The sequence below is a fragment of the Photorhabdus heterorhabditis genome (genome assembly GCF_018448905.1).
Classification (GTDB): domain Bacteria; phylum Pseudomonadota; class Gammaproteobacteria; order Enterobacterales; family Enterobacteriaceae; genus Photorhabdus; species Photorhabdus heterorhabditis.
Genome location: NZ_RCWA01000016.1, coordinates 39,040 through 64,343, shown reverse-complemented (window position 1 = coordinate 64,343; position 25,304 = coordinate 39,040). Strand labels below are relative to the sequence as shown.

The 25,304-nt window shown below is 39.6% G+C and carries 37 protein-coding genes, 1 tRNA gene and 1 pseudogene; 30 read left to right on the top strand and 9 right to left on the bottom strand.

The annotated features are described in order from the left end of the window. Window positions 1-18 precede the first annotated feature (18 nt). From EAE89_RS12080 to EAE89_RS12070, 3 genes are all read right to left on the bottom strand, one after another. Window positions 19-705: an ASCH domain-containing protein gene (locus EAE89_RS12080; RefSeq protein WP_214085924.1), complete on the bottom strand. Its 687-nt coding sequence runs from the start codon at window positions 703-705 to the stop codon at window positions 19-21. 52 nt (window positions 706-757) lie between these two features. Then, window positions 758-1,102, bottom strand: coding sequence for a hypothetical protein (locus EAE89_RS12075; RefSeq protein WP_214085923.1), 345 nt, complete (start codon window positions 1,100-1,102; stop codon window positions 758-760). A gap of 163 nt (window positions 1,103-1,265) precedes the next feature. Then, window positions 1,266-1,478, bottom strand: a complete 213-nt coding sequence (locus EAE89_RS12070) for a helix-turn-helix transcriptional regulator (protein WP_214085922.1) — start codon at window positions 1,476-1,478, stop codon at window positions 1,266-1,268. Window positions 1,479-1,583: 105 nt separating this feature from the next. On the opposite strand from EAE89_RS12070, the gene EAE89_RS12065 reads away from it, so the two are divergent. Next, the gene (locus EAE89_RS12065) at window positions 1,584-1,988 is read left to right on the top strand and encodes a helix-turn-helix domain-containing protein (RefSeq protein ID WP_214085921.1); all 405 of its coding nucleotides are present in this window, start codon (window positions 1,584-1,586) and stop codon (window positions 1,986-1,988) included. 82 nt (window positions 1,989-2,070) lie between these two features. Further along, complete coding sequence (locus EAE89_RS12060; RefSeq protein ID WP_244866398.1) at window positions 2,071-3,108, top strand: hypothetical protein; 1,038 nt, start codon at window positions 2,071-2,073, stop codon at window positions 3,106-3,108. Window positions 3,109-3,250: 142 nt separating this feature from the next. Here the strand turns inward: EAE89_RS12060 and EAE89_RS12055 are convergent, their stop codons facing one another. After that, a complete protein-coding gene (locus tag EAE89_RS12055; RefSeq protein WP_214085920.1) occupies window positions 3,251-3,535 on the bottom strand; it encodes a hypothetical protein in 285 nt (94 codons plus the stop codon). Between the two features lie 96 nt (window positions 3,536-3,631). Here EAE89_RS12055 and EAE89_RS12050 point away from each other — a divergent pair, with 96 nt between their 5' ends. The 18 genes from EAE89_RS12050 (at window position 3,632) to EAE89_RS11965 (ending at window position 11,455) form a co-directional block, all read left to right on the top strand. Continuing rightward, a complete protein-coding gene (locus tag EAE89_RS12050) occupies window positions 3,632-3,859 on the top strand; it encodes a transcriptional antitermination N peptide (protein WP_214085919.1) in 228 nt (75 codons plus the stop codon). Between the two features lie 18 nt (window positions 3,860-3,877). Then, a complete protein-coding gene (locus EAE89_RS12045; RefSeq protein WP_214085918.1) occupies window positions 3,878-4,150 on the top strand; it encodes a hypothetical protein in 273 nt (90 codons plus the stop codon). Between the two features lie 73 nt (window positions 4,151-4,223). Next, window positions 4,224-4,493 (top strand): hypothetical protein, encoded by a 270-nt coding sequence (locus EAE89_RS12040; RefSeq protein ID WP_214085917.1) that lies wholly within the window; start codon window positions 4,224-4,226, stop codon window positions 4,491-4,493. 23 nt (window positions 4,494-4,516) lie between these two features. After that, entirely contained in the window at window positions 4,517-4,729 is a 213-nt protein-coding gene (locus EAE89_RS12035) for a hypothetical protein (protein ID WP_214085916.1), read from the top strand. A gap of 16 nt (window positions 4,730-4,745) precedes the next feature. Next, the gene (locus EAE89_RS12030) at window positions 4,746-5,144 is read left to right on the top strand and encodes a hypothetical protein (protein ID WP_214085915.1); all 399 of its coding nucleotides are present in this window, start codon (window positions 4,746-4,748) and stop codon (window positions 5,142-5,144) included. 44 nt (window positions 5,145-5,188) lie between these two features. Further along, window positions 5,189-5,326: a hypothetical protein gene (locus EAE89_RS12025; protein ID WP_214085914.1), complete on the top strand. Its 138-nt coding sequence runs from the start codon at window positions 5,189-5,191 to the stop codon at window positions 5,324-5,326. Between the two features lie 78 nt (window positions 5,327-5,404). Further along, entirely contained in the window at window positions 5,405-5,590 is a 186-nt protein-coding gene (locus EAE89_RS12020) for a hypothetical protein (RefSeq protein WP_214085913.1), read from the top strand. 1 nt (window position 5,591) lies between these two features. After that, window positions 5,592-5,765 (top strand): hypothetical protein, encoded by a 174-nt coding sequence (locus EAE89_RS12015; RefSeq protein WP_214085912.1) that lies wholly within the window; start codon window positions 5,592-5,594, stop codon window positions 5,763-5,765. Window positions 5,766-5,784: 19 nt separating this feature from the next. Then, entirely contained in the window at window positions 5,785-6,471 is a 687-nt protein-coding gene (locus tag EAE89_RS12010; protein ID WP_214085911.1) for a 3'-5' exonuclease family protein, read from the top strand. Window positions 6,472-6,486: 15 nt separating this feature from the next. Further along, window positions 6,487-7,143 carry an ATP-binding protein gene (locus EAE89_RS12005; RefSeq protein ID WP_214085910.1) on the top strand — a complete coding sequence of 219 codons (657 nt, stop codon included), beginning with the start codon at window positions 6,487-6,489 and terminating at the stop codon, window positions 7,141-7,143. Between the two features lie 11 nt (window positions 7,144-7,154). After that, on the top strand, window positions 7,155-7,757 hold the full coding sequence (locus EAE89_RS12000; RefSeq protein WP_214085909.1) for a DUF669 domain-containing protein: 603 nt from the start codon (window positions 7,155-7,157) through the stop codon (window positions 7,755-7,757). A gap of 20 nt (window positions 7,758-7,777) precedes the next feature. Then, complete coding sequence (locus EAE89_RS11995) at window positions 7,778-8,326, top strand: 3'-5' exonuclease (protein WP_214085908.1); 549 nt, start codon at window positions 7,778-7,780, stop codon at window positions 8,324-8,326. A gap of 275 nt (window positions 8,327-8,601) precedes the next feature. Then, window positions 8,602-8,925, top strand: a complete 324-nt coding sequence (locus EAE89_RS11990) for a phiTE_072 family protein (RefSeq protein WP_214085907.1) — start codon at window positions 8,602-8,604, stop codon at window positions 8,923-8,925. Beyond that, on the top strand, window positions 8,903-9,337 hold the full coding sequence (locus EAE89_RS11985; RefSeq protein WP_214085906.1) for a zinc-finger-containing protein: 435 nt from the start codon (window positions 8,903-8,905) through the stop codon (window positions 9,335-9,337). The genes EAE89_RS11990 and EAE89_RS11985 overlap by 23 nt, the downstream gene beginning before the upstream one ends. A 5-nt stretch (window positions 9,338-9,342) precedes the next feature. After that, a complete protein-coding gene (locus EAE89_RS11980) occupies window positions 9,343-9,807 on the top strand; it encodes a class I SAM-dependent methyltransferase (RefSeq protein ID WP_214085905.1) in 465 nt (154 codons plus the stop codon). Between the two features lie 19 nt (window positions 9,808-9,826). Then, window positions 9,827-10,459, top strand: a complete 633-nt coding sequence (locus EAE89_RS11975) for a hypothetical protein (RefSeq protein WP_214085904.1) — start codon at window positions 9,827-9,829, stop codon at window positions 10,457-10,459. A gap of 212 nt (window positions 10,460-10,671) precedes the next feature. Beyond that, window positions 10,672-11,223: a phage N-6-adenine-methyltransferase gene (locus EAE89_RS11970; RefSeq protein WP_214085903.1), complete on the top strand. Its 552-nt coding sequence runs from the start codon at window positions 10,672-10,674 to the stop codon at window positions 11,221-11,223. Then, window positions 11,210-11,455: a hypothetical protein gene (locus tag EAE89_RS11965; RefSeq protein ID WP_214085902.1), complete on the top strand. Its 246-nt coding sequence runs from the start codon at window positions 11,210-11,212 to the stop codon at window positions 11,453-11,455. The genes EAE89_RS11970 and EAE89_RS11965 overlap by 14 nt, the downstream gene beginning before the upstream one ends. 135 nt (window positions 11,456-11,590) lie before the next feature. Here EAE89_RS11965 and EAE89_RS11960 read toward each other — a convergent pair whose 3' ends face one another. Then, on the bottom strand, window positions 11,591-11,872 hold the full coding sequence (locus EAE89_RS11960) for a hypothetical protein (protein WP_214085901.1): 282 nt from the start codon (window positions 11,870-11,872) through the stop codon (window positions 11,591-11,593). Between the two features lie 57 nt (window positions 11,873-11,929). Between EAE89_RS11960 and EAE89_RS11955 the strand changes: the two genes are divergently transcribed. After that, the gene (locus EAE89_RS11955; RefSeq protein ID WP_214085900.1) at window positions 11,930-13,087 is read left to right on the top strand and encodes a tyrosine-type recombinase/integrase; all 1,158 of its coding nucleotides are present in this window, start codon (window positions 11,930-11,932) and stop codon (window positions 13,085-13,087) included. A 21-nt stretch (window positions 13,088-13,108) separates the two neighbouring features. Here the strand turns inward: EAE89_RS11955 and EAE89_RS11950 are convergent. Continuing rightward, window positions 13,109-13,185 (bottom strand) — tRNA-Arg (locus EAE89_RS11950). A gap of 196 nt (window positions 13,186-13,381) precedes the next feature. Here EAE89_RS11950 and folD point away from each other — a divergent pair. Then, window positions 13,382-14,248, top strand: a complete 867-nt coding sequence (gene folD, locus EAE89_RS11945; protein WP_149617109.1) for a bifunctional methylenetetrahydrofolate dehydrogenase/methenyltetrahydrofolate cyclohydrolase FolD — start codon at window positions 13,382-13,384, stop codon at window positions 14,246-14,248. Between the two features lie 9 nt (window positions 14,249-14,257). Continuing rightward, window positions 14,258-14,470 (top strand): ribosome-associated protein YbcJ, encoded by a 213-nt coding sequence (gene ybcJ / locus EAE89_RS11940; RefSeq protein WP_054477473.1) that lies wholly within the window; start codon window positions 14,258-14,260, stop codon window positions 14,468-14,470. 61 nt (window positions 14,471-14,531) lie between these two features. Here ybcJ and cysS read toward each other — a convergent pair whose 3' ends face one another. After that, window positions 14,532-15,917 (bottom strand): cysteine--tRNA ligase, encoded by a 1,386-nt coding sequence (gene cysS, locus EAE89_RS11935; protein ID WP_054477475.1) that lies wholly within the window; start codon window positions 15,915-15,917, stop codon window positions 14,532-14,534. 269 nt (window positions 15,918-16,186) lie between these two features. Here cysS and ppiB point away from each other — a divergent pair, with 269 nt between their 5' ends. The 4 genes from ppiB (at window position 16,187) to purK (ending at window position 19,147) form a co-directional block, all read left to right on the top strand. Then, window positions 16,187-16,681: a peptidylprolyl isomerase B gene (gene ppiB / locus EAE89_RS11930; RefSeq protein ID WP_054477477.1), complete on the top strand. Its 495-nt coding sequence runs from the start codon at window positions 16,187-16,189 to the stop codon at window positions 16,679-16,681. A 10-nt stretch (window positions 16,682-16,691) separates the two neighbouring features. Further along, window positions 16,692-17,414 carry a UDP-2,3-diacylglucosamine diphosphatase gene (gene lpxH, locus EAE89_RS11925; RefSeq protein WP_054477479.1) on the top strand — a complete coding sequence of 241 codons (723 nt, stop codon included), beginning with the start codon at window positions 16,692-16,694 and terminating at the stop codon, window positions 17,412-17,414. A gap of 138 nt (window positions 17,415-17,552) precedes the next feature. Next, window positions 17,553-18,083, top strand: coding sequence for a 5-(carboxyamino)imidazole ribonucleotide mutase (gene purE / locus EAE89_RS11920; protein WP_054477482.1), 531 nt, complete (start codon window positions 17,553-17,555; stop codon window positions 18,081-18,083). Further along, window positions 18,080-19,147 (top strand): 5-(carboxyamino)imidazole ribonucleotide synthase, encoded by a 1,068-nt coding sequence (gene purK / locus EAE89_RS11915; RefSeq protein ID WP_149617111.1) that lies wholly within the window; start codon window positions 18,080-18,082, stop codon window positions 19,145-19,147. The genes purE and purK overlap by 4 nt, the downstream gene beginning before the upstream one ends. 279 nt (window positions 19,148-19,426) lie before the next feature. Here purK and EAE89_RS11910 read toward each other — a convergent pair. Then, window positions 19,427-19,591 (bottom strand): annotated as a pseudogene (locus EAE89_RS11910) (riboflavin synthase); the annotation flags it as partial. Between the two features lie 200 nt (window positions 19,592-19,791). Beyond that, a complete protein-coding gene (locus tag EAE89_RS11905) occupies window positions 19,792-20,823 on the bottom strand; it encodes a fucose-binding lectin II (RefSeq protein WP_149617112.1) in 1,032 nt (343 codons plus the stop codon). Window positions 20,824-21,761: 938 nt separating this feature from the next. Here EAE89_RS11905 and EAE89_RS11900 point away from each other — a divergent pair. From EAE89_RS11900 to EAE89_RS11890, 3 genes are all read left to right on the top strand, one after another. Continuing rightward, window positions 21,762-22,649 (top strand): outer membrane protein OmpK, encoded by an 888-nt coding sequence (locus EAE89_RS11900; RefSeq protein WP_235525410.1) that lies wholly within the window; start codon window positions 21,762-21,764, stop codon window positions 22,647-22,649. 56 nt (window positions 22,650-22,705) lie between these two features. Beyond that, window positions 22,706-23,980, top strand: a complete 1,275-nt coding sequence (locus EAE89_RS11895) for an MFS transporter (protein ID WP_214085899.1) — start codon at window positions 22,706-22,708, stop codon at window positions 23,978-23,980. Window positions 23,981-24,109: 129 nt separating this feature from the next. Next, window positions 24,110-25,174 (top strand): LLM class flavin-dependent oxidoreductase, encoded by a 1,065-nt coding sequence (locus EAE89_RS11890; RefSeq protein ID WP_149617125.1) that lies wholly within the window; start codon window positions 24,110-24,112, stop codon window positions 25,172-25,174. Window positions 25,175-25,304: the final 130 nt, after the last annotated feature.

Below are 25,304 nucleotides of genomic sequence, written 5' to 3'. Positions count from 1 at the left end.
TAATTACCTCCGCTGTGTTCATAGTGCCTCCACTCTCTTAAACTCAATGACCCATACCCATTTATCATCGAATGAGCCGGGGCCGTAGATTGATTCCCATAGCTCACGGAACACAACACGATGCATGATATTTTCATAGCCGGGGCAAATTCCCGCTATTACGCCTTCCGCTTTTGCATCCTCTTCACTGATTTCATTCAGTCTCTCAACTCCAATATCTGTGATTTCTAACGTGATACGACTAGCCCAACGTGGCATGTGAATTGACGGTATCCACTTATCATCACGAACCTCAACACCTTCAAAGTCAGATTCTGACATTAGTCGAATGTGATCTTTCATGTCGCTAATACTCTCGTACCCGTCAGCTCGATATGCTGCAAATCCGTCACTTACTTCACTAAATGAACGACCATTACTGCGAGCGAGATAATTAATGGTTTGGTAATGAGCCCAGGTTTCACGCACCCACAGCCGATCACCCACTTTCCAATTGCAAAGAATACGTAGAATATTTTTTAGCGGAGAGCTTTCACCCTCAGCAAATACAACGCTATCTTTTGATAATGCGCCGCTCATTGCCCAACCTATGAATTCTTGAAGATTGTTTGGCTGCGGCTTAACAGGCCGCCGCGTCTGCGTCTTTTGCCCGTACAAAATCGCACGGACCATCTCACCGTTGAAAATAATTGGTTTCTCTGTCATGATTATCTCGCTATGTTAGTGGTATATAGGGGAACGCTTTTCCCCTGTTGACTCATATTTGATTAGCCTCAGTTGCTCCAACAACCGGGGCTTTTTCTTTCGGCTCTCTGATATGCTCAAGTATCGAAAGCAACTTACTTGCTTCTACTCCCGTTAGAACAATATTTGCATCACATCCAGGAGCGGCGACGCTACCCTCTGGTAATCCAAGTTTAACAACCATCAGACTCGCTAATTTAGCGATCCGATTCTTATCCCGGCTTAAGCCGGACGGATGTATTCCCATCTCTTTAGCAAGTTGATTATTCCCATACTCAAGAGCGGTTTTTAACCAGTAACTTTCTAGCAGTTCGGGTTTGCATGTGATCTGAGTTTTGCAAGTTTTTGCGATATCCATATGTTAAATTTCCTTAAGTTAAAATTAAATTTATAGCCTTGGTTAAGGCTACGCTCCCCGCAATCGGGGAATCCCTATTCTTAAACAGGGAATCTACACTTTGCAGCGTAGGAGGCGGATTGTTAAAGAGCATGCGAGCTATACTGGCTCGCTTTGTGTGTTGTTATGCCGCTTTTTTGGGTGGAAAGATGTCATCAAGACAATACATCCCACCAAAAGAATTCAGTGCTAACACAATTTCGCGGCATGAATGCAAATCTGGGGTTCTAATTCCAGATTCATAATTACCAATACGTGACTGTGACCACCCAAGTATTTTTGCTAACTCAGATTGGGTGATGCCGATCACTTTTCTGGCATTTGAGATCTTGTTCATAGTTACTCCCTGTATCTAAATCATCATCATTAAACACGATTTGTGATTCATTGTAAACACAAATCGTGAAAGATAAAAAACACGCGGTGTGTTAAATAAGGGTTCATGAAAACTAATGAAAGCGTCGGCGCAAGAATTAAGCGCCTTAGAAACAAACAAAAAATGAGCCAAGCCGCACTCGCGGAACGGTGCGGCTGGGCCTCTCAATCAAGAATAGGAAACTATGAATCCGGCACTAGAAATGTCAGCGCCGATGATGCTGTCATTTTATCCAAAGCCCTTTGTGTTTCTCCATCTGAATTAATGTTCGGCGAACAACAAGAGTGCTGCGTAGATAGCCAACTTAAAAGTAAGGAGTTGAGTCGACGTCAAGAAATACTTCTCGAACTGTTTGATGAACTCCCGGATAGCGAAGCTGACGAACTTTTAAAAACTCTTGAAGAAAAAAAACGGTATTACAATCAATTACTAGAAGAACTATCACAAAAGAAGAGCAAAAAGAAAGCATAAGTAATTTTTTTTAATAACCAAAGTGCTACTTGTGAGGGTTGCAAAACATTTATCATAGGTGAACACCATTAAGGATTAGTAGATGAATTTACAACCAAATTTCGTTATTACCAACGAGGATGAATTCTACTCATTTATCAGTCAAATGATAAATAGGAAAGACTTAGATTCGGATGAATTTTTATTTCCTGACATAGAATTCAGGGGGTGGCCCACTCTAGACATAAATGTAAAAGGCGATTCCAATCGTTATAACTCTTCAATTACAGCATCAATGCTTTTTGGGATGGCTGCACTAACAGAAGAAATACAAAGAGCATTTGCTATTATTAAATATGGATCGCAAAACCTACAGAGATTAACCAATCCGGATAAACAAAAACTTGATATAGTCTACCATATTAGAGAGGGCTCCAGTCAGGCTGATGGCACCTCAGACAAAGTGATAAACGGAGCTGTTAGCGTGTTAAGAGAAGCTATAGGAAGAATGACGGGAAGGCAAGCGCTATGCGCGGTCATAGCGCTCGTTCTTGCTTGTGGCACCGTTAGCTGGAAAATTGCTGACGAATATTGGAGTACACAAAGAGAAACTACATCCGCCCAAATTGCCCTTTCTAAAGCTTCAACTGATGCCGTTCTTCAGGCACAACAAAACACATTGGAAATTTTGAGGACTGGGCAAACATCTACCAGCAGAGAAATACTTGCACATGGTGAAGATGGGAAAAATAAACTACTAAAGCAACTAGCCCAAGATCCAACAGTAACCACTGTTTCTCTAGGTGAAAAAATCGTCAATAGAGATCAACTTAACACTCATAGCCAAAGACAATCTATTGATAGAAACAAAATAACCAAAGAAGATGATTTTTACATTAAAGGTGTTACAAGAACTGGACCGGTGAATCAAGATATAAGTATCACCGTCACTAGGGCGAGTAACAATGATACATTTATCATTAAAACTACGACCGAAATGACATCAACAGATGAATTAAAAGAGTTTACAGATGCGGTTGCTCAAGAAAATATTCTCACCATAAACTATGTTGAAGTCACAGAAAATAACCATGTTTCAGCAGGACAACTAATATCTGTTATCCACAAAAAAGAAGACTGATAACCCTCACACTAAGCCACCAATCTGGTGGCTTTTTTATACCCTCTTCTCACCGAGCTAACTAAAATCTCACCTCAGAAAAATTTTTTCAAAATAAATTAATCGAAAAATCAAACACATAATATTTATTCGACAAAATAAATCACATTTCGTGTTGACTAGCAAAACACAATATGTGATTATTAATCACATCAAAGGCACACAACGAAAAGGCAAGGAAAGCCCACGAAGTAGTCGCTACCGGCAGATGAAGAGGTAGATGATTCGCAAGTGCTAAGAAACAACGCAGTACCAGCAATAACAGGAAGCAGTAACTAAAGGGATGTTCGCTCTTTAACAATATGAAACGTATGCCGCGAGGTGTACACAAGGCGAAGTTAGCTTTGTTGTGATGCAACCGGGCCAAAAAGTAATTGAGTGTATTCACAGATACAAACCCATACCGGGATGGCAGTAGGCGCGACTGTGATAGAGCCACAATGTCACATTTGCATCACAACAAAGCTAATTAACGGAGGTTCTTATGAATGCAAAACAACGTTGCAAATTACGTCGTAAAAATCAGCGCATGAAAGAGCAAAAACTTATTGAAGCTGACAGAAAACTTGAAAGGAAGATCGTCACAACTTTAGCCGGATGTTCAACAAAAACATTAAAAGCTATTTCACTCTCTGCTATCACGCAAAATAAGACAGTAGAATCACTTAATAACAGATGCTTGCCTAATACTTGGCTTTATTCAGTAAGATAATATTATGAGGATGTAAATATGAAAATCAGTAAATCAACAATTAATTTTGCAAAGCAAAAAGGAATTGAAATTCGGGAAGACGCATATGAAATATCTGTCAGTAGAATTGTAAATGAACGACTCTATGTGCAAATGTTTATTATGATTAGAAACGGAGAAGCATTGATTTGTTGTAGTAATTTACCGCTTCCAGGTAAATTAAAAGCAGAATTCAGGGTCATTAAATCAGAGCAACAGCTGAAAGAAATGATTTTATTGCTAGAAAAAGAAATAGCTTACGGTTACATCTAATTAATTGCCAGCTATCTAATTACAGCCCACTATAAATGGGCTGTGATGAGTTAATTGCAGAGAGGTTTTAATTGTGGAAACAAAAGAACATCAGCTTTATATGAAGTGTATCGCAAATGATATTATCAATCTTTTCGAAAATAAAAATCAGTTGCTTGAAATAGTAAAAGAGAACGGAGATTTATATAACTCCCTTTTTGAGTCTTGTACTAAAGACTTTTTTAAGCGTCAAAAAGACATGAGTGAAATTGCATTGACAAGTATGTGTAAAGGAGAAAAAACCTTTCCACTTGCTATATTAAAACACATGCAAGATAACAACATGATTGCATTGAAGAGTTAATTAACAAATAGAGAGTAATAATTATGGCTTCAATAACATTAACAACACAACAAATACTGTATGCATGTGATTTTGCAGGCATTGAATATATTATGCCACCTAATGAAATACTGGAAACAGAATATACTATCGATGACAATATTGAAATAAATGATGATGATGATATTGAATACAAAGGATTGGGGATCTATCTTACAGGATATCATGAAGAAGGTGCGGTGCCTTTAGATGAATAATATAGAGGATTAAACAATGTCAGAAAATAAAAAACACGTACACGCTGAGTTAATGATGCAATATGCCCAAGATGCTTTGAAAACGGATAGGCCGTATGAGCTTTGGGAAATGTTTTGTTCTGATAGCGACTGGAGAACTTTGACTAATCACCCCAGGTGGCAAGTTGACTATTTATATCGCCGCAAGCCGGAAATGATAACTGTTGGTACTGTCAGTTTTCCGAAGCCTGTTGATTATTGGCTAAAAGAATGGGATAGATATTTTACTGCAACATTTGATGGGTTGGAATATTTTGTGTGGCGAAATAATAATTCTGATTACTATCGTTTGCAGTCCGGCATTATTCATTTAACAAAAGAAGCCGCTAAACAGCATAGCGAAGCATTAGTAAAAATAAATAAAGGTGAGTTTTAATATATACGGAATTATGACGCCAGCGGACGGCGCGGAGATATATCATGAAAATAAACAAACAACTTTTCAATTTAGCTCAATCTAAAGCTAAAGCAGCATGTAATATAGAATGTCAAATAGAATGTCAAATAGAGTGGTTTATAGCAATGCAATATCTGAGATTAGCATATGAAGATGATTAAAGAGTGTCTATTCGCTATGTTATATCCATCGTGTTTAATTCTGTTTTCAACAATCATTTTAATTTTTATGAGGTAATTATGCTTAAAATTTACTGTGACACTTTTAAGAGCTTTACAAAAAATAAAGGATATGAAATTGAAGTTGAAGACGGATATTTCATAACAAAAGGAACTGCTGATGAAATTATCGGAAACTCTAATCTCTGCTTCAATGAAGTAAAGGAGTATTTTGAAAATAGGGGTTACAAAATCGAGGCTTTGTAATATGAACTCTCATCAGCATCATGGAAAAAGCAAAGAAACGGAATTCTATAAGAAAATCGGCTATTCAGATAAAGAAATTATCGAGCATAAAGAGATTGAACATAAGCGCTCTATTCAGGTAATGGATATGAATATGCCGATTAGCTCAATCGAATTTAACGGCGACTTTACTTAATAACTTAACAGGAAACAAAATGAATATTTATATTGATATTGAAACAATCCCGGCGCAAAACGAATCAGTTAAAAAATCTTTTCTCGATAATGTGAAAGCGCCCGGCAATTACAAGAAGCAAGAGAGTATTGATGAATGGCTTACTGAAAATAGAGATAAAGTTGCAGAAGAGGACTGGCGAAAAACCAGCTTCGACGGCGGACTCGGCCAAATTTGCTGTGTCAGTGTAGCAATTAACGATGAGCCTGTTGTGACGTTTTTTGATGAGAACTGGAAAAATTCAGAATCTGCAATTATTACTGATTTATTTCATTATCTCGAAAGCAATTACGACCCGTCACGTCAGATACCTCCGGTTTTCATTGGTCATAATATAGCTGGCTTCGATTTGAGATTCATGTTTCAACGTGCGGTTGTGCTCGGCATTAAGCCCCCCAGATTTATCCCGTTCGGAGCGAGACCTTGGGATAAACAAGTGTTCGATACAATGACAACTTGGTCCGGGCACGGCAACAGAGTGTCACTTGATAAGTTATGCCATGTTCTTAGTTTGCCTCAAAAAGGTTCTGAGACTGGTGAGGATATTGACGGTAGTAAAGTTTGGGATTTTGTCCGGGATGGGAAAATCTCAACAGTCGCTAAATATTGCGAGGGTGATGTTGAGCGAGTCAGGGCTATTCACAAGAGAATGACTTTCATCAATTAGTTGGAGTTGATAATAATGGGAACAGCAACATTAATTTTAGGGGAATCGGGGACAGGGAAGTCAACGAGTCTCAGAAATTTAAATCCGGCAGATTGTTTACTGGTCCAGACGGTAAGGAAACCGCTACCATTTAAATCCACATTATGGAAATTGTGGGACAGAGAAAAACCAGAAACCTCCGTTTTTATTTCAGATAAATATAGTCATATCGAAGGGGCGATAATAAAAGCTCACTCATACGGAAAGAAAATCGTTATCATCGATGACTTTCAATATGTGATGGCAAATGAATTTATGCGTCGCTCTGATGAAAAGTCATTCGATAAATTTACGGAAATCGGTAGTCATGCGTGGAATATCATTGACAAGGCAATAAATGGAACGCCGGACGATTTACGAATTTATTTTCTGTCTCATACAGAAGAAACTCAAACAGGGAAAGTTAAAATAAAGACAATAGGAAAAATGCTGGATGAAAAAATAACTATTGAAGGAATGTTTACAATAGTATTAAGAACAATTGTCAAGGATGACAATTATCTTTTCTCAACAAGAAACAACGGCTACGATACAGTTAAATCCCCAATGGGCATGTTTGATAAACATGAAATAGAAAATGATTTAGCTGTTATCGATGAAACAATTTGTCATTATTACGAAATCAATAAATAAGGTTAAATGAAATGAATAATGTTATGTTTGTTTATAACGAAGAATTAGCACTGTCGGCGGGTCAAAGCGGATTCATCACAGAAAGTGGAGCTTATATTATCACGATAAGCGAAGCTAAATTTACAACAGGAAAGGGAGGGGCTTGTTTTATTGAATTGGCTGGTGAATCAAATGACGGAAGAAAAGTTAATTATTTGAGCGTTTGCTATAAAAAGAATGATGGCACTGACAATCAATACGGCATTAATATGATTAATGCAATCATCGGTTGTGCCGGAATAAAGCAACTAAGTTATATCAAGAAAGATGAGACTTTTATAGCGCCGGAGATTGCGGGAAAAAAAGTTGGCCTGGTGCTACAAAAAACATTACGAACAAAGAAATCAGACGGCAATGACACATTTGGTTTTGATATTAGAATTCCATTTATTGCAAAAACAGGACAAACTTTGCAAGAATTAAAAGAGGGTAAAGTTGCTGAAACTGTAAATAACATTGTCTCAAACTTAAAAGACAGAGACGAAAGAAAGAAATCACATAATAATAGCTATGATAATTATTATGATAGCAACATGCAGTCAAATCAATACGACGATAATTTCTCTCCATTTTAAAAAAACAGGAAATTAAGTTAATGAACAATTTAATGATTGACTTAGAAACTATGGGTAATACACCAAATTCGCCGATTATCTCAATCGGCGCTGTTTTCTTCGAACCTTCAACCGGCGATTTGGGTGCCAGTACTTCAATTAATATCTCCCTGGAATCATCGATGCAGCGCGGTGCGGCCCCAGACGCGAGCACGATTATGTGGTGGATGCAGCAAAGTGAACAAGCAAGAGCGTCTGTATCTGAAGCGACAAAGCCGCTTAATGAAGCACTACTTGAATTCCGTCAGTTCATCAATACAAATGTGAATAGCAAATATCTGCAAGTATGGGGAAATGGCGCATCTTTCGATTGCGTCATTCTTCGTAACTCATACGGGCTATGCGGCTTAACAATTCCTTGGGTGTGGTGGAATGACAGAGACGTAAGAACCATTGTTGAAATGGGTAAAGCGATTGGCTTTGACCCTAAGCGTGACATGCCATTCGACGGAATACGACACAATGCGCTAGACGATGCAATCCACCAGGCAAAATATGTTTCAGCTATTTACCAGGCTCTGACGAGATAATTTCACCCATCGTGCATTTATTCTTGGAAATCCTGAAAGATGTGAAAATTAATTAATTTAATGAGGTGATTTATGGCTGTGAAGTTAGAAATTTTTATCTCGTTTAATGAAGACTTAAATAAGCATCATGTTGAATATTCAACCGCATTTACTTCATGTAGTACGCACGAAGAAAGGCAGCTCCTCACTGAATTAAGAACTAAATTATTAAACTCAATGGACAATGAATATATTGGCAATCGTTATATTAATTAGTTACAAAGGAGAAAACTATTGTGAAAATTGAAAAATCAAATGTCGTGAAATTGTTAATTACAGACGTTACACGACATGACCCTATTCATGTTTATTTAGAGGATTATGGAGATGGCCGGGGGAGAATAACTATCTCTGAATACAGTGAGTCGTGGACTTCATTTTGGCCCGCAATGTCATGTTCATTATCTGATTTTATTCTCAAAGCTGATAACGAATATATCATCAACTATCTTGATGGCACGCTAAAAATGCGTAGTCAAAAATACAAACGGATGGACTCTCGTTTAAATGCCGTGAAAGAGGCATTAAGGAGACTACATGAACACCCCCTGGAATCCTAACAAACGCGCAATTCAGCGGGTTAAAGACCCGCTCCCAATTCCAGTTAATTGTCACTACTGTAATGGGCAAGTGACAATAGCTCATCATGAAAAGATATTCCGCAAAATTCATAGTAAGTGGCCCTGGCTATATATATGCACATCGTGCGGGGCATACGTTGGCATGCACCCGTTTACAGGTATTCCGCTCGGTACATTGGCAAATAAAGCAACTCGTTTAGCACGAATGAACGGCAAACGAGAGTTTGAAGAAATGCGGGAAAAATGGAATTTAGATCGCACGGATGCGTATCGCTGGCTAGCGGGAAAGCTAGGAATTAACAAATGCGAATGTCACTTTGGTTGGTTCGATATTGACACTTGTCATCGAGCTAAAGAAATTTGCGAAAATATGATTGTTAAAAAGATGTGATTATCATGAAACATATATTAGACATGTGTTGCGGCAGTAGAATGTTCTATTTCGATAAATCTAATCCCGATGTTTTATTCTGTGACATCCGGCGAGAAAGTCACATTTTATGTGATGGCCGGGAGCTGAATATTGAGCCAGATATTGTTTGTGATTTTCGTGCTCTGCCATTTGCTAGTAATTCATTCAATCTCGTTGTTTTTGACCCGCCGCATCTTTGCCGAGCCGGTGAAAATGGCTGGCAGCGTAAAAAATACGGTGCACTAAATAAAACTTGGAGAGATGATTTGACTCATGGATTCAGAGAAGCATTTCGAGTCCTGAAAATAAATGGATCTCTTATTTTTAAATGGAATGAAACTCAGATAAAAACATCTGAAATTTTAGCGCTGACTGATGTAAAGCCTGTTTTCGGTCACTTATCGGGCAAGCAAGCAAATACACACTGGATAGTATTTTATAAAAAATAGTAAATTAAAGGTAATTATCATGACTAAAAACACAGAAACTTTAATATCCGCATGTCACGAATTAGCAAGAATAGCAAGTCGTGACGATTATTTAATTTTGAATGAGATTGCTGGTAAATTGAAATCTCTTCGTAAAGAACGTGAAAGTTATAAAGGAATGTTTGTTGAATCATGCCTGGGGTTAGGTGCTATAGCTAATGCGGTAGGTATTAAAGCAGAAGATGATTCAGGTTCTCCGGGGCAAGTAATTGATAAGATTGAATCAATGCTTAATATTGACTGGAATTTTACAGAGCATCCAGATATTAAAGTCGGTGAAGAAATGAAGTGCTGGGCTTATGTAGAGATAAAAGACAATGAATCTGATTCATTATTAAAAAAAGTGATAATGCTCACATGGATTAATAAACCCACTCCAACATGTGAAGATATTAACGATTTTGATTTCAGAGAAAAATTGGAAGAAAAATGGGCAATCCCTTCTTGGGCAGTAGAAAATGATTATTATCTTTGGCTGAACATGGTGGGCTGGCATCATGTTCATGATCATCCTGATTATAATGGCTGGTATCAACCCATTGATGAAGAATTGAAAGTGATTGCTTGGGCACCCATTATTTATCCGGCCGCACCGGAGATAAATAATGAATGATTATCTCTGCTATCACTTTTACTTTATCTGGAAACGAATGTTCAAGCGATACATGATAAATACTCTCGTATCGAGCGAAACTAGTTTATCAAAAGCAAAAGACATTGCTGCATGTGAGATTGAAACATATTCAAAGAAACGCGGGTACTGGAAATATATTCATCCGCATGACGCAGCGAAAGAAAGTTTATCATATTGGAGTGATTAAATTTATGGCAGACTTTGGAAGAAGTAATACGCCAAAAGAACTTCGTGATAAATGGCAAACCCCGATCGAGATATTTACAGCATTAGACCTGGAATTTGGTTTTTATCTCGACGCCGCCGCCGATTATAAAAATGCTTTATGCGCTCATTATCTCACGGAACGAGATAATGCACTTGAATGCGAATGGATAAGCTACGGGGAAATTTGGTGTAACCCGCCCTACTCTGATATTGGTCCGTGGATATTAAAGGCAGCAGAACAATGCAGGAAGCAATTACAGACTGTTGTTATGTTAGTTCCAGCCGATACATCGGTCGGCTGGTTTAAATTAGCTATGGAAAGCGTTGATGAAATTAGATTGATAACAGGCGGCAGGATTCAATTTATTCCAGCAGAACTGGGTATAAAAAGTAAGAGTAATACAAAAGGGTCGATGCTTTTAATTTGGCGTCCATTTATCAAATCTCGCTGCATATTCACAACAGTTGATAAAGATGAACTAATGTCAACTAGTTCTGGCATATTAAAGGAAATAAAATCACATGAAGCTTATTAACACATTCCCGATAGAAACAAAGACTGTTGACTACTTCGGCATTCAATTAACAGTTCTAAGAATTGTTGAATGTCTTGCAACAGATGAAGATGGATTTATATACGCATATCGCGAAGCGCCGAGACTGGACGATGGGGCATGGCTTGCAAGTAATTTTGATATTTTTTGCATGCCTGTCGCTTGCGTCGATTTAGAATGCATTGATTGGAAAGAAACACTAGTTCAAGTCTGATGTCAGAACAAATATACGAAAACGGACGTCGCAAAATAGCAAGGGAATGCTTAAGCGAGCTGACAGCTCTTAACAGATACGACGATAAAGCAGTCACAGCAATACTCGATAAATATACACACAAGTTCAAGTTAATTATGAATGAGCATCAGATGAGAAAGTCAACGCCGAAAGCCTGGCTTTCTCAGTATGTTCGGGATTTACAAAAGGAATAAATATGCAATTAATCACAAGTGGTAATAGAGAGAAAGGAATATCATTATCAAGAAAAAAAGCAGCGGCATTTATAGGAATTGATGTAGATACATTATCTCTTTGGTGCAAAATTGGTAAAATAGCGTACACAAAGAAGAACCCCACTAAACCAAACTCACCATATTTATTTACACGTGCCGCATGTATTGCAGCAATCAGCAATCCGATCCAAACTGTGTTGGTGAGCACGGTAGATGCGACAGAAGAAGGAGCTAAAAAATGTCAATCTTCCGTAGAGGAAATACATGGTATGGGAACTACACGACGCCGAGCGGCAAAAGAATTAAGGAGTCTCTTGGGACAACGGACAAAAAGCAAGCTAAGGAGTTGCATGACAAGCGAAAAGCCGAATTATGGCGAATAGATCGCCTGGGGGACTTCCCTGATGTCACTTTTGAAGAAGCGTGTTTACGTTGGATTGAAGAGAAAGCAGACAAAAAATCACTGGATGATGACAAGGGGCGCTTAGAGTTTTGGCTGATACATTTTGAAGGCTTTAAGTTAAAGGACATAACCGAAACTAGGATTTATGCAGCGATTAGTAAGATGAAAAATCGTAAGACTAAAGAGCGGTGGGAAAGCAGTGTAAAAGCAGCTGAGAAAAAAGGAAAGGAAATCCCTGCATATAAAGAAGTTCCGGTATCAACAGCAACTAAAGCTAAGCATTTATCATTAATAAAATCTCTGCTAAGGGCTGCTGAGCGAGATTGGAAATTGTTAGAGAAAGCGCCGGTAATTAAAGTGCCAACAATTAGAGAGAGGCGCGTTAGATGGCTGGAACCTAATGAGGCGCAAAGATTAATTGATGAATGCCCGGAACCTCTTAAGTCAATTGTCAAGTTCGCATTAGCAACAGGCTTAAGGCGGTCAAATATCATTAATCTTGAGTGGTCGCAAATTGATATGCAAAGAAAAGTCGCATGGATACACCCAGATCAAAGCAAGTCAGCAAGGGCCATAGGGGTGGCCCTGAATGAGACATCTTGTAATGTATTACGTGATCAAATAGGAAATCACAGCAGATGGGTTTTTGTCCACACGAAAGCATCAATCAGACAGAACGGAACGGAAACCCCCGCTGTTAGAAAGATGCGCGTAGATGATAATACGGCATGGAATTCAGCATTGAAACGGGCGGGTATAGAGAATTTCAGATTCCACGACTTGCGACACACGTGGGCTAGCTGGCTTGTGCAATCAGGAGTTCCATTGTCAATTCTGCAAGAGATGGGCGGATGGGAGAGTATAGAAATGGTAAGGCGCTATGCACATTTAGCGCCTAGTCATTTAACAGAGCATGCGCGTCAAATTGATGCAGTTCTTGGCGCATGCGTCCCATATACGTCCCAGTCCGCAAAACTAAAAATCGCAAAATAGTGGTAAGTTATTGATTCTAAATGGCGCGCCCTACAGGATTCGAACCTGTGACCTACGGCTTAGAAGGCCGTTGCTCTATCCAGCTGAGCTAAGGGCGCATCTTGGGAGATGAGCTGCATCAGTAATGCTTCGATGCGGGGTGAGATTATACGGGGACAAGCCCTTGAGTCAATGGCTTTTCTTCTTATAAATCTTCATCTGGCTATTTTCTGATTATCAATAAAACTGACAGCACGTTCATGTTCTGACAAAATAGACGATATCCCAATGTTTGATTTATGGATTTATGAGTACATGCCAGCAAAAATTATTGACGGGAAAACGATTGCGCAGACAATTAGAAGTGAAGTAGCCGAACGTGTTCAACAACGTGTCGCAGCGGGGAAACGTGCTCCCGGTCTTGCCGTTGTTTTAGTCGGAGAAAACCCTGCCTCTCAGATTTATGTCGCAAGTAAACGTCGTGCCTGTGAAGAAGTCGGGTTCGTTTCCCGTTCCTATGACCTGCCAGATACCACCAGCGAAGCAGAATTGTTGAACCTTATCGATCAGCTTAATAAGGATTCAGATATTGATGGGATTCTGGTTCAACTTCCTTTACCAGCCGGAATTGATAACGTCAAAGTTCTGGAACGTATCCAACCTGATAAAGATGTTGATGGCTTCCATCCTTATAATATTGGCCGCCTGTGTCAACGCGCACCAAAGCTACGCCCCTGTACTCCACGCGGCATTGCAACTTTGCTTGAGCGTTGTGGAATCAATACTTATGGCCTGAATGCCGTCATTATCGGTGCCTCAAATATTGTTGGTCGTCCAATGAGTCTGGAATTGTTACTGGCTGGCTGTACCACTACGGTTACTCATCGTTTTACCAAAGATTTACGCCACCATGTGGAACATGCAGATCTGCTAATTGTGGCGGTCGGTAAGCCAAACTTTATCCCTGGTGAGTGGATTAAACCCGGCGCCATTGTTATTGATGTCGGTATTAATCGTCTGGAAGACGGTAAAGTCATCGGTGATGTTGATTTTGAAACCGCATCAGAACGAGCAAGTTGGATCTCTCCTGTTCCAGGTGGTGTCGGTCCAATGACAGTAGCTACGCTTATTCAGAATACTTTGCAAGCTTGCGAGGAATATCACGATGTGGAAAAAAACTGAAGGTTGTTAATGGAAATTTTTTATTTGGAAGGTCATCCCCATGTGGAACTGTGCGATCTGTTGAAGTTTCAAGGATGGAGTGAAAGCGGCGCTACCGCCAAGGCAGTGATTGCCGAAGGTCTGATTGAAGTCAATGGTCAAACAGAGATACGCAAGCGCTGTAAAATTACAGCCGGACAGGTTGTCACCTTCAATGGTGATTCTGTTTGCATCAAAGAATAGTTAAAATAGGCTCCCCCAAAAAGGGAGCCTTAATTATCAAGGCAGTTGCACTCTATTGAGCTTACTTACGACGCCAGCTCGTCCCTTGCGGACCATCTTCCAGTTCAATACCCATCTCATTTAACTGATCACGAGCAGAATCTGCTAGCGCCCAATCTTTGTTTTTACGGGCATCATTACGTTGCTTAATTAATGCTTCAATTTTAGCAATGTCTTCATCATCAACCTGAACACTACTATGCAGGAATTGCTCCGGCTCTTGTTCCAATAGACCTAAAATTCCAGCCAGTTTACGCAACGTAGCCGCCAAACCATTCGCGGCGGATAAATCGTCTGATTTCAGGCAGTTGATTTCACGTGCCATATCAAACAGTACTGAATAAGCCTCCGGGGTATTGAAATCATCATTCATTGCTTCAATGAAACGCGCTTCAAACATTTCACCGCCTGCTGGCGAGACAGAAGCATCCGTACCACGCAGAGAAGTATAAAGACGTTCAAGCGCGGTGCGTGCCTGTTTCAGATTCTCTTCCGTGTAGTTAAGTTGACTGCGATAATGGCCTGACAACAGGAAATAACGTACCGTTTCTGCATCGTAATATTTCAGTACATCACGGATAGTAAAGAAGTTGTTCAGCGATTTGGACATCTTCTCTTTATCCACCATCACCATTCCCGAATGCATCCAATAATTCACATACGGGCCATCATGAGCACAGGTAGACTGAGCAATTTCATTTTCATGATGTGGAAACATCAGATCCGCGCCACCACCATGAATATCAAAATGATTACCCAACTGTTTATTGTTCATTGCAGAGCATTCAATGTGCCACCCCGGACGCCCTTTTCCCCACGGCGATTCCCAGCTTGGCTCACCTGGCTTAGACATTTTCCACAATACGAAATCCATTGGGTTACGCTTAACATCAGCCACTTCTACTCGTGCTCCTGCCTGTAACTGACTAAGATCCTGGCGGGAAAGCGCTCCGTAATCCAAATCACTTTCGACAGAGAACATGACATCACCATTATCTGCGACATAAGCATGACCACGTTTTATCAACGATTCGGTCAGTTCAATAATTTCCGGTATATGACGAGTCGCACGTGGTTCCAGATCAGGGCGTAAAATGTTTAGCGCATCAAAATCTTTATACATTTCAGCCAACATACGGCTAGTCAGTTCATCACAACTTTCATGATTTTCGGCTGCACGTTTGATGATCTTATCATCAACATCGGTCACATTCCGCACATATGTCAAGTCATATCCCAGGTAACGCAGGTAACGAGCAACCACATCAAAGGAAACAAATGTTCTGCCGTGACCAATATGGCATAGGTCATAAATCGTGATACCACACACGTACATCCCTACTATCCCTGGATGAATTGGCTTAAATTCTTCTTTTTGACGACTGAGGGTATTGAAAATTTTTAGCATCGGGATTTTCCGTAAATTCACTGTACGCGTGATTAAAAATAACAAATTGATAATTCTGGATTTATGTCCTTATCTCATGAATAAATTCTCGATATGGCATAGTCCAACAAGATATTGAAACCTGATATTAAGCACTTTGCAAGGTTGACGATCAAGATAGCTTACTGAAATTAATAGGTACTGACTCATTATGGTAGATGTGATATAAAAGCCACCTGGTCCGAATGCCCTGAATCGGGTTAATCAAAACTATTATTAGGATTTCAATCATGGTGACTTTCCATACCAATTTTGGCGATATCGTAATTAACACTTTCGCCGATAAAGCTCCTGTAACTGTTGAGAATTTCTTAAACTACTGCCGCAATAGCTTCTACGACAATACTATTTTCCACCGTGTTATTAACGGTTTCATGATCCAAGGTGGTGGATTTGAACCTGGTATGAAACAGAAATCGACTGATGCAGCTATCAAAAATGAAGCCAACAATGGTCTGAAAAATAACCGTGGTACTCTGGCAATGGCCCGCACCAACGATCCACACTCAGCGACCGCACAATTCTTCATTAATGTTGTTGATAACGATTTCTTGAACTTCCGTTCTGAGCGCCCTGATGGTTGGGGTTACTGTGTATTTGCAGAGGTTATCGAAGGTATGGACGTTGTTGATAAAATCAAAAGCGTTTCTACTGGCCGAAGCGGTATGCATCAAGACGTACCACGTGAAGATGTCATTATCGAAAGAGTGACCATCAGCGAGTAATTTACTGCGTATGTGCACACTTTTTATCGCGGATTTACATCTAAGCGAACACGAACCGGCTATCACTGCCGGTTTTCTGCGTTTTCTGCGTAAGGATGCTCTCCAGGCAGATAGCCTTTATATCCTCGGTGATCTGTTCGATTACTGGATTGGTGATGATGATGATAACCCTCTCCACCGTGAAATCGCCAGTGCATTAAAAACACTGCATCAACAAGGTGTTACCTGTTATTTTATTCATGGCAATCGTGATTTTTTAATCGGTTCCCGCTTTGCTAAAGAAAGTGGAATAATCTTGCTGCCACAGGAAAAAGTCCTGGAATTGTATGGTAAGCGGGTGCTAATCCTGCACGGAGATACCTTATGTACTGATGATGTAGGTTATCAACAATACCGTAAGCGGGTTCATACCCCATGGATTCAACGTCTGTTTTTACTATTACCGCTGTTTATCCGTCAGAAAATTGCCGTAAAAATGCGGGCAAATAGTCAATCTGTCAACCGCCGAAAATCAGAAGCCATTATGGATGTCAATCAGCAAGCTGTTATTGATGCTTTTGAGCGGTATCAAGCTGACTGGATGATCCACGGGCATACTCATCGTCCTGCGGTACATGAAGTTGCTCGACATAATAAAATGTATCACCGCGGTGTGCTTGGTGCATGGCATCATCAAGGATCAATGTTCAAAATAACGGACAAATCAACCGACCTTATCTTTTTCCCATTCTGAATCACCCTTACCAGGTATCAAAATGCAAAGTATAAAGTAACGCAATCGTTTTCCTTAGCGTGTGAGCATGATATGATCCGCGGCCTTAAAGCGCTATATTCGTTCTGGTGGACGTTAAAATACAGGAGCATTTGATTTATGACTGCCCGGCCTGATTCAGCAGGAACAGCTCAGCACAACGCTAAAATCGCCATTGTCATGGGGTCTAAAAGCGATTGGGTAACCATGCAGCACGCAGCTGATATTCTCACTTCTCTTGATGTACCTTTCCATGTTGAAATTGTTTCTGCCCACCGCACACCAGATAAATTATTCAGTTTTGCCGAGCAAGCTGAACAAAATGGTTTCGATGTCATTATCGCTGGCGCAGGCGGTGCCGCCCATCTACCAGGAATGTTGGCCGCTAAAACCTTAGTGCCGGTTCTGGGTGTACCCGTACAAAGTGCCGCGCTTAATGGCGTAGACAGCCTTTACTCTATCGTACAGATGCCGAAAGGTATTCCTGTCGGCACACTGGCGATTGGGAAAGCAGGCGCCGCAAACGCAGCGCTGTTGGCAACACAGATTCTGGCTCGTCATGATAAAGATTTGCTGAAACGCCTTACTTATTGGCGTGAAACACAAACTCAGGATGTACTCGATAATCCCGATCCACGGGAGGAAATATGAAGCCAGTTTGTGTATTAGGTAATGGTCAGCTTGGACGGATGTTACGTCAGGCCGGTGAGCCTTTAGGTATCTCGGTTTATCCTGTTGGTCTGGATGCAGAACCCGAAGCCGTTCCTTACCAGAATAGTGTGATTACCGCCGAAATTGAACGCTGGCCGGAAACAGCCCTTACCCAAGAACTTGCTCGCCACAAAGCTTTCGCTAATCGGGATATTTTTCCTCGTCTGGCAGATCGTTTACCGCAGAAGCAATTAATAGATAGCCTGGGGCTTGCAACTGCTCCGTGGCAATTACTTGCTGATACCAGCCAGTGGCCGCAGCTGTTCACTGAACTCGGTAATCTGGTCATCGTTAAACGCCGTATTGGTGGTTATGATGGTCGAGGACAATGGCGCATTCGTCCCGGGGATGAAACAGAGTTACCGGATGATATTTATGGCGAATGTATTGCTGAGCAAGCCATTCCGTTCTCTGGCGAAGTTTCTCTGGTCGGCGCCCGCAATGAGAATGGCGATTGTGTGTTCTATCCATTAACATACAACTTGCACCAGGATGGCATTCTGCGTACCAGTATTGCTTTTCCTTCGGAAAATTGTCATCTACAGCAACAAGCTGAAAGCATGTTGTCAGCCATTATGCATGAGCTGAAATATGTCGGTGTGATGGCAATGGAATGTTTTATTGTCGGCGATAATTTACTGATTAATGAACTAGCGCCGCGGGTTCATAACAGTGGTCACTGGACTCAAAACGGCGCGTCTATCAGCCAGTTTGAACTACATCTCCGCGCTATTCTGGATTTACCCATGCCTCAGCCAGAAGTTAACGCGCCATCAGTCATGGTTAATTTGATTGGTACAGATGTCAATCCGCAATGGCTCAGCTTGCCATTGGTACATTTACATTGGTATGAGAAAGAAGTTCGCCCGGCACGTAAAGTTGGTCATCTTAATCTTTCTCACACAGATAAAAACGAGTTAAAAAATACATTGCAGAAACTTATTCCAATGCTGCCGCCTGAATACCATAGTGGCCTTGAATGGGCGCAAGAAAAATTAATTTAGTTAGCCTCAGCTTTGCACAAGCGAAGCTGAAGTTAAGTCTGATACTGACGTTGTTTGTTTATGATCTGATTATCTTGTTGATTTATAAGAGAACTGAGCAAGAAGTTCTTTTATATCGGATCGGTAGCCATGCAAAGTTATTCAAGATGTGAGACTTATCTTTAATAGCCCAACTCCCTGGGCTATTTTTTATTAAATTAGCTGAAAAAATCCCTCATAAATCAGGAGGATGTAAGGATTATTACTCTGAATTCCAACCTATTTATGTTATTTCAATTATTATATTGATCTATTCGTATTAATCGTTCTGGTTGTTTGATCTATTTCATAGTTAAGTAAATCATCAATTCTAATATTACCCAGATTAGTAGCCTTTAACGTTTCTGGAATTAAATTCAATTCTATAGTTTTATTTTCTTCATTTATGCTATTGATTGTTAAGCTACAACCATGTAGCCCATTTTGCTCAAATTATTACGCTACCGTAAAATTGAAATATTATTTTTCTGTTGATAACGGCATATGCTACCAGTAAGGCCGGTATCTCTTTACCGCAATATCCTTATTATGACACACAACAAAAAAGCGGTATAATACCGCTTTAATTCATTGATAAATTTGATCTCTTTTTAATTCCAACCTGTTTACCAATTCAATAGGACCACACTGTCGTTGTAATGGTTATTGTTGCCATTTTCGGCCCCAATAATGACAGTCCCCGGTTTTCCATCAAGTGTGTTATAAGCATAGCGGAGTTTGCATGGTTTGCCATCTCCGGCGATCTCAATACAGACTTTGCCTGCACCCGATGAATAGGATTTGGTAGCTATTAAGTTATCTATTCCCTTACCGGTTAATGTATCTACCAGAATGTCATCAACATACACTTTTACAGTTTGCTGATGAACATCAGTATTTGTGTAAGTTGTCAGCCTAAATTGGGTGTTTTTAGATAATTGGAAACAATATTTACCGGTATCATTATTACCACATGTTCCGCCATATTGTTTGCTACCTAATAAGTCAGTATCGACTGATATAGCAGCTTGAATTTTTTTGAAATCGACGCCTATCCAATTAGTTTTATTAGGGGTATATGGTCCTCTATCAATGGCATTTAATTTAAGATTAAATCGGATATTAGAATTACCTTTGAAAATGAAGATATAATGGTATCCTCGGGTTCTCCATAAAATAGCCGCATCAATATTTGCACTGAATTCTGCATATTTTCCTGTGGCTCCTAATTTTTCCGAGATAGTTTTCTGGTTAATCGTATGTGAGCTCACTGTATAATCGATACAATCGCTACCCTTAAAGAAACAAACAACATCTGTTTTGTCTGGGGCATTTATATCTATCCATTCCGTGGCTGCATCTATCCCATTTTCAAATTCGGTTCCTGCTAATCTAGGCCATCCTTCGATAATCGGCTTCGGTCCATCACTTACTTGCGCTTTCTCTATATCGAATTTAAGATATTGTGAACCTTTAAAAAAATACAAATAGCCATTTAAATTAATAATATCGTCGATATGCCTTTGAAATTCTACAGGAAGGTTAGGCCAATCATTATTGATATGTTTTGGATAACCTGCATACACTCTATTAGAAACAGAGATTTCATTGTACTTAATATTTTCTGCATTAAGAAAGAGATAACTTGATGTATTCATTATTACATATCCTTTTTGGTATTTATACTCTTCATCTTTCAAGTTGCTGCTTTGTTGGCTGCAATTTAAAATCTATTGGGTATATATAGGATGAATTATATTATTTAAATTAATACTTCTGATCGGTCATAAGCAATATTATATATTATCAACTCGTTAATAGGTTTAATGTTTTTATTTTCCTGTAACCATTTATGCTTTCATAACAATATAGTCCTTAATAATATTTAACTTAGGTTACAATTAATACCTGGTCATAAAAATAACATCTTCATGATTGGGTGGTAATTATTTCAAAGAGATTAAAGATTTCCGTTGATAATTTTCATAAGTTATAGCAATAAAATAAATCATATTTTTGTATAAACTTTAACGAACATCTTAAATAATCCCTTTAATTACGAGGAATGACATCAACTAAATTGGCTCATAAAATGATGACAAATCATGTTATAGAAATATAGAAATATAGAAATATAGAAATATAGAAATATAGAAATATAGAAATATAGAAATATAGAAATATAGAAATATAGAAATATAGAAATATAGAAATATAGAAATATAGAAATATAGAAATATAAAAACCATTTATTCCATATAATCATAAAAAAAAGAATGGCAAGTGTTTCCGCTGAATTTCTTCCTTAAATAGATTACGGGACACAGACTAAAATAAATATCCATTTATTATTTTAGTCTAAACTCGAATTAATTAACAATCATTTTTCAAATTCTCAACACAAAATTAAAAAACCATCGTTAATTAAATAATCAATATATTACTAATACTAAAAAATCACTAAGGTTAAAATAATCTTATTTTTCTATTCTCCTCACCTTTTATCAATAAAATCAAATATCCCTTTGACAAAACCATCCTATCAGATCAATGCTAACTACCATCAGCCCAATACCGCATAAGAAGGGGTACCTTCGTGTTATTTGCCTCAAAAACCCACGATACGAAAAACTGCCCGCTGCTTTTTTTCTCTTCAAGGATCTCTTTTCCACTTTATTATACCGCTTATTTGGCACTCATCCGTCGCTGGATCAACACCCGCTTAAAGAAGAGCCGATTACTTTCAATACTTTTATTGCTGCCAGCAATCAATCAAGCTCAAGCCAGTAATTTTGTTAATTTTCAATCTATTGATACCAGCCTTTATATGCAATTTGAGAATCGGGTCGATCCCAGAAAAACCCTTTCACCGATTTTAGAGGCTTTCGGCGACTATAGTGTCGGCGATATGTACGTCTATAGTATTTGGCAAAACTCGCTGCAAAATGATTATAAAGGTGATAAAAGCACCTATTATTATAAAGTTGTACCAAGAGTGAGCTTTAGTAAAGTCACGGGAAATGACATCTCTTTTGGGCCGTTAAAAGATATTTTGTTCGCTCAATGGGTTGCTAAAACTAAAGGCATAGATTACGACTATTTCCCAGGTATCAGTATTGACTGGCAGACAAATTGGACTAGTTGGTTGCGTACAACCTTTTATTTTGAGAATAACGGCAATAGTAGCTGGAATGATCAGCGAGTTCATATCGATTATGGAATTCCCTTCAACAATCGTTTAGGTGATTTCCGCATTGTTGGGACTTTTGATTATACATTAGGTTTACATGGGAAACCTGAAACTATCGATTTCAAACCAGAATTGCATTACGATTTAGGAAAACACCTCGGTAACCAACCCGGTCATTTATGGGTAGGCATTGTCCTGAATCCAATAAAAAATAAATATAAAATAAGAGATACATCTTATTATCGAACTGATCAATTTAGCTATGGAGCCTTTATTCGATATAGTTTCTTCTGATACCAAAATAAAATATCAGGAATTTTTTGATCACTTCTATCCATTATGGAGTCAAGATGCCCATTCAACATGACAGGTTCGGACGTATTTATCAGTGGCTCCTGCTGATACTGTTGGGTTTAGTTTACTTTTTGGTCACCGCAACCACATTTACTTCATTGGGCGTTGTGTTACCCAGTATGATCAAGGAATTACACTGGAGTTGGACTGATGCAGGTCTGGGATTCACTTTACTTGGTCTGTCATGTGGACTGGCCAGTTATCTCCCGGCAATGTTTATTCGCCGTACAAATGTTCGTGTCACCTTACTGATCGGTACACTCACTTTTATCACCGGCTTTTATATCCTCTATAACACTCACAGTCTCACCGCTTATTTCACCGGTACAACACTATTAGGCATCGGCTTTAGTCTTATGGCTACTGTTCCCGGAACTTATGTCATCAGCCGACTTTTTGAAAAACAATCACTCGCTTTTGGTATCTATTTCACCATTGGAGGATTAGGTGGTGTGGTGGGTCCGTGGATCTATTTCCTGGCAACGGTATTTTGGGGAAGCTGGCGTATGCACTGGGCAATTTCCGGGGTATTACTGACGTTGATCAGTCTATTGACCATTTTAATTATGCGAGAAGGTAAAAAGGAAAATGCCCATGCTGAAAGAGTCAGCCAAAATCAACAAGACCATGTCCCTTCCAGTATCTATCGCACGAGGGAAATATGGAATGTCCGGCAAGCACTGCACACCTGGCAATTTTATGCCATTGCAGCCGCTTATACTTCTTTCTTATTGTGTGGAATAACCGTCAACAGTTTTGCTGTAGCCCATATTACTGAAAATGGATTTAGCGAATCTGTCGCTGCTTCCTCGCTCAGTATTTTGGCTTTTATTAACGCATTCTCAAGATTTGCAGGAGGTGCTGTTGGTGAATGGCTCGATCCCAAGAAACTGCTTATCGGCAGTCTGTCGATAATTATCTGTGGTCTTATCGCACTCAGTGCCGCTACCTCATGGACATTTTTAATCCTATTCACTTTGTGTATTGGCATCGGTTATGGCATGACCTTTCTGGCATCCAGCATATTACTGTTCAATTATTTTGGTCGCGCGCCCTATCTGGAATTATTTTCAGTGGTGAACTTAATCTCCACTGTCGCGTGTTTCGCCCCTTTTCTGGTGGGAGCCATTAAGGATTATTCAGGTAGTTTTACACCGGCATTTCTCATTATTGCTATACCGGTGCTTATCATTCTGATTATCACATTTACGATGAAACCACCTTTACAAATAGCAAGGAAACATTCTGGCAACAGTTCCTTGCTTAACTAAATTTAAAAATAAAATAAACCTATACCCTGTGGATTTCAATTTGCAACGCGGCGGCAAGTGAAAGCAGCAACTTGAAGGATGAAGGGTATAAAAAGGCATTCCTTATAACACACAAACAAGGAATTAATGATGGCAAATAAAGAATTCGGAGTATTTCTACCTATCGCCAAAGGTGGATGGATTATTTCTAAAAATACCCCACCACTGGATGCTTCTTATCAGCAAAACCGTGAAGCAGCTATTCTGGCTGATCAAATTGGCCTAGATTTTATTATGTCCATGAGTAAATGGCGTGGCTTTGGCGGTGAAACAGAACATTGGGGCAGTTCGTTGGAATCAGTCACAATGATGGCAGGTATTGCCGAAGTCACTCATCACGCCCGACTTATCGCGACCATGCATGCCGGGCTGCATAACCCTGCCGTGACAGCCAAAATGATCGCGACATTGGATCAGATAAGTCATGGACGCGCCGGACTGAATATTGTCTCTGGCTCCTTTAAAGACGAATTTGAACAAATGGGAGAATGGGATAGCCATTTAGATCACGATCAACGTTACGCAATGACCGAAGAATGGACTCAATTGATCAAACGACTTTGGTGTGAAAAGCAGGTTGATCATCAAGGGGATTACTTTAATTTAACTAATTGCGTTTCCGAACCTAAACCTATTTCCGTTCCTCGCCCTTATTTGGTATGCGCCGGTCAGTCAGAACGTGGGCTGCGTTTTAGTGTACGCCATACCGATGTGTGTTTTATTGGTGGTAAAGATGAAGAAGAAACACGACAAATCAGTCTGATGGCTAAACGTATTGCAGCAGAATACGGTACCACCGCCAAAACCTTTTGTATGAGTACGATTATCTGCGCTGAAACAGATGAAGAAGCTGAAACGCTGGCACAGTTCTATCGTGATGGTCTGGATATAGAAGCCGTTAAAAGCATGATGCACAGTTTTGGCGTCGATGTTGGCGAAAAAAGCAATGCTATGGTTGAAAGATCCCAAAATGCCTTCATGACCCACACAGCTATTGGCAACCCGGAAACATGTCGCAAACAATTATCAGATTTACTACGTGAATGCGAATTAGATGGGGTTATGTTGATCTTCCCTGATTATGTTAAGGGCTTAACCACTTTCGGCGAAAAAATCCTGCCACAACTCAGAGCTGAATTTGCCTATACCCAATAGATTTCAATTTGCAACGCGGCGGCAAATGAACGCATCCCCAGGAGCATAGATAACGATGTGACTGGGGTAAGTGAACGCAGCCAACAAAGAGGCAACTTGAAAGATAACAGGTATAAACATCGATAAAGAG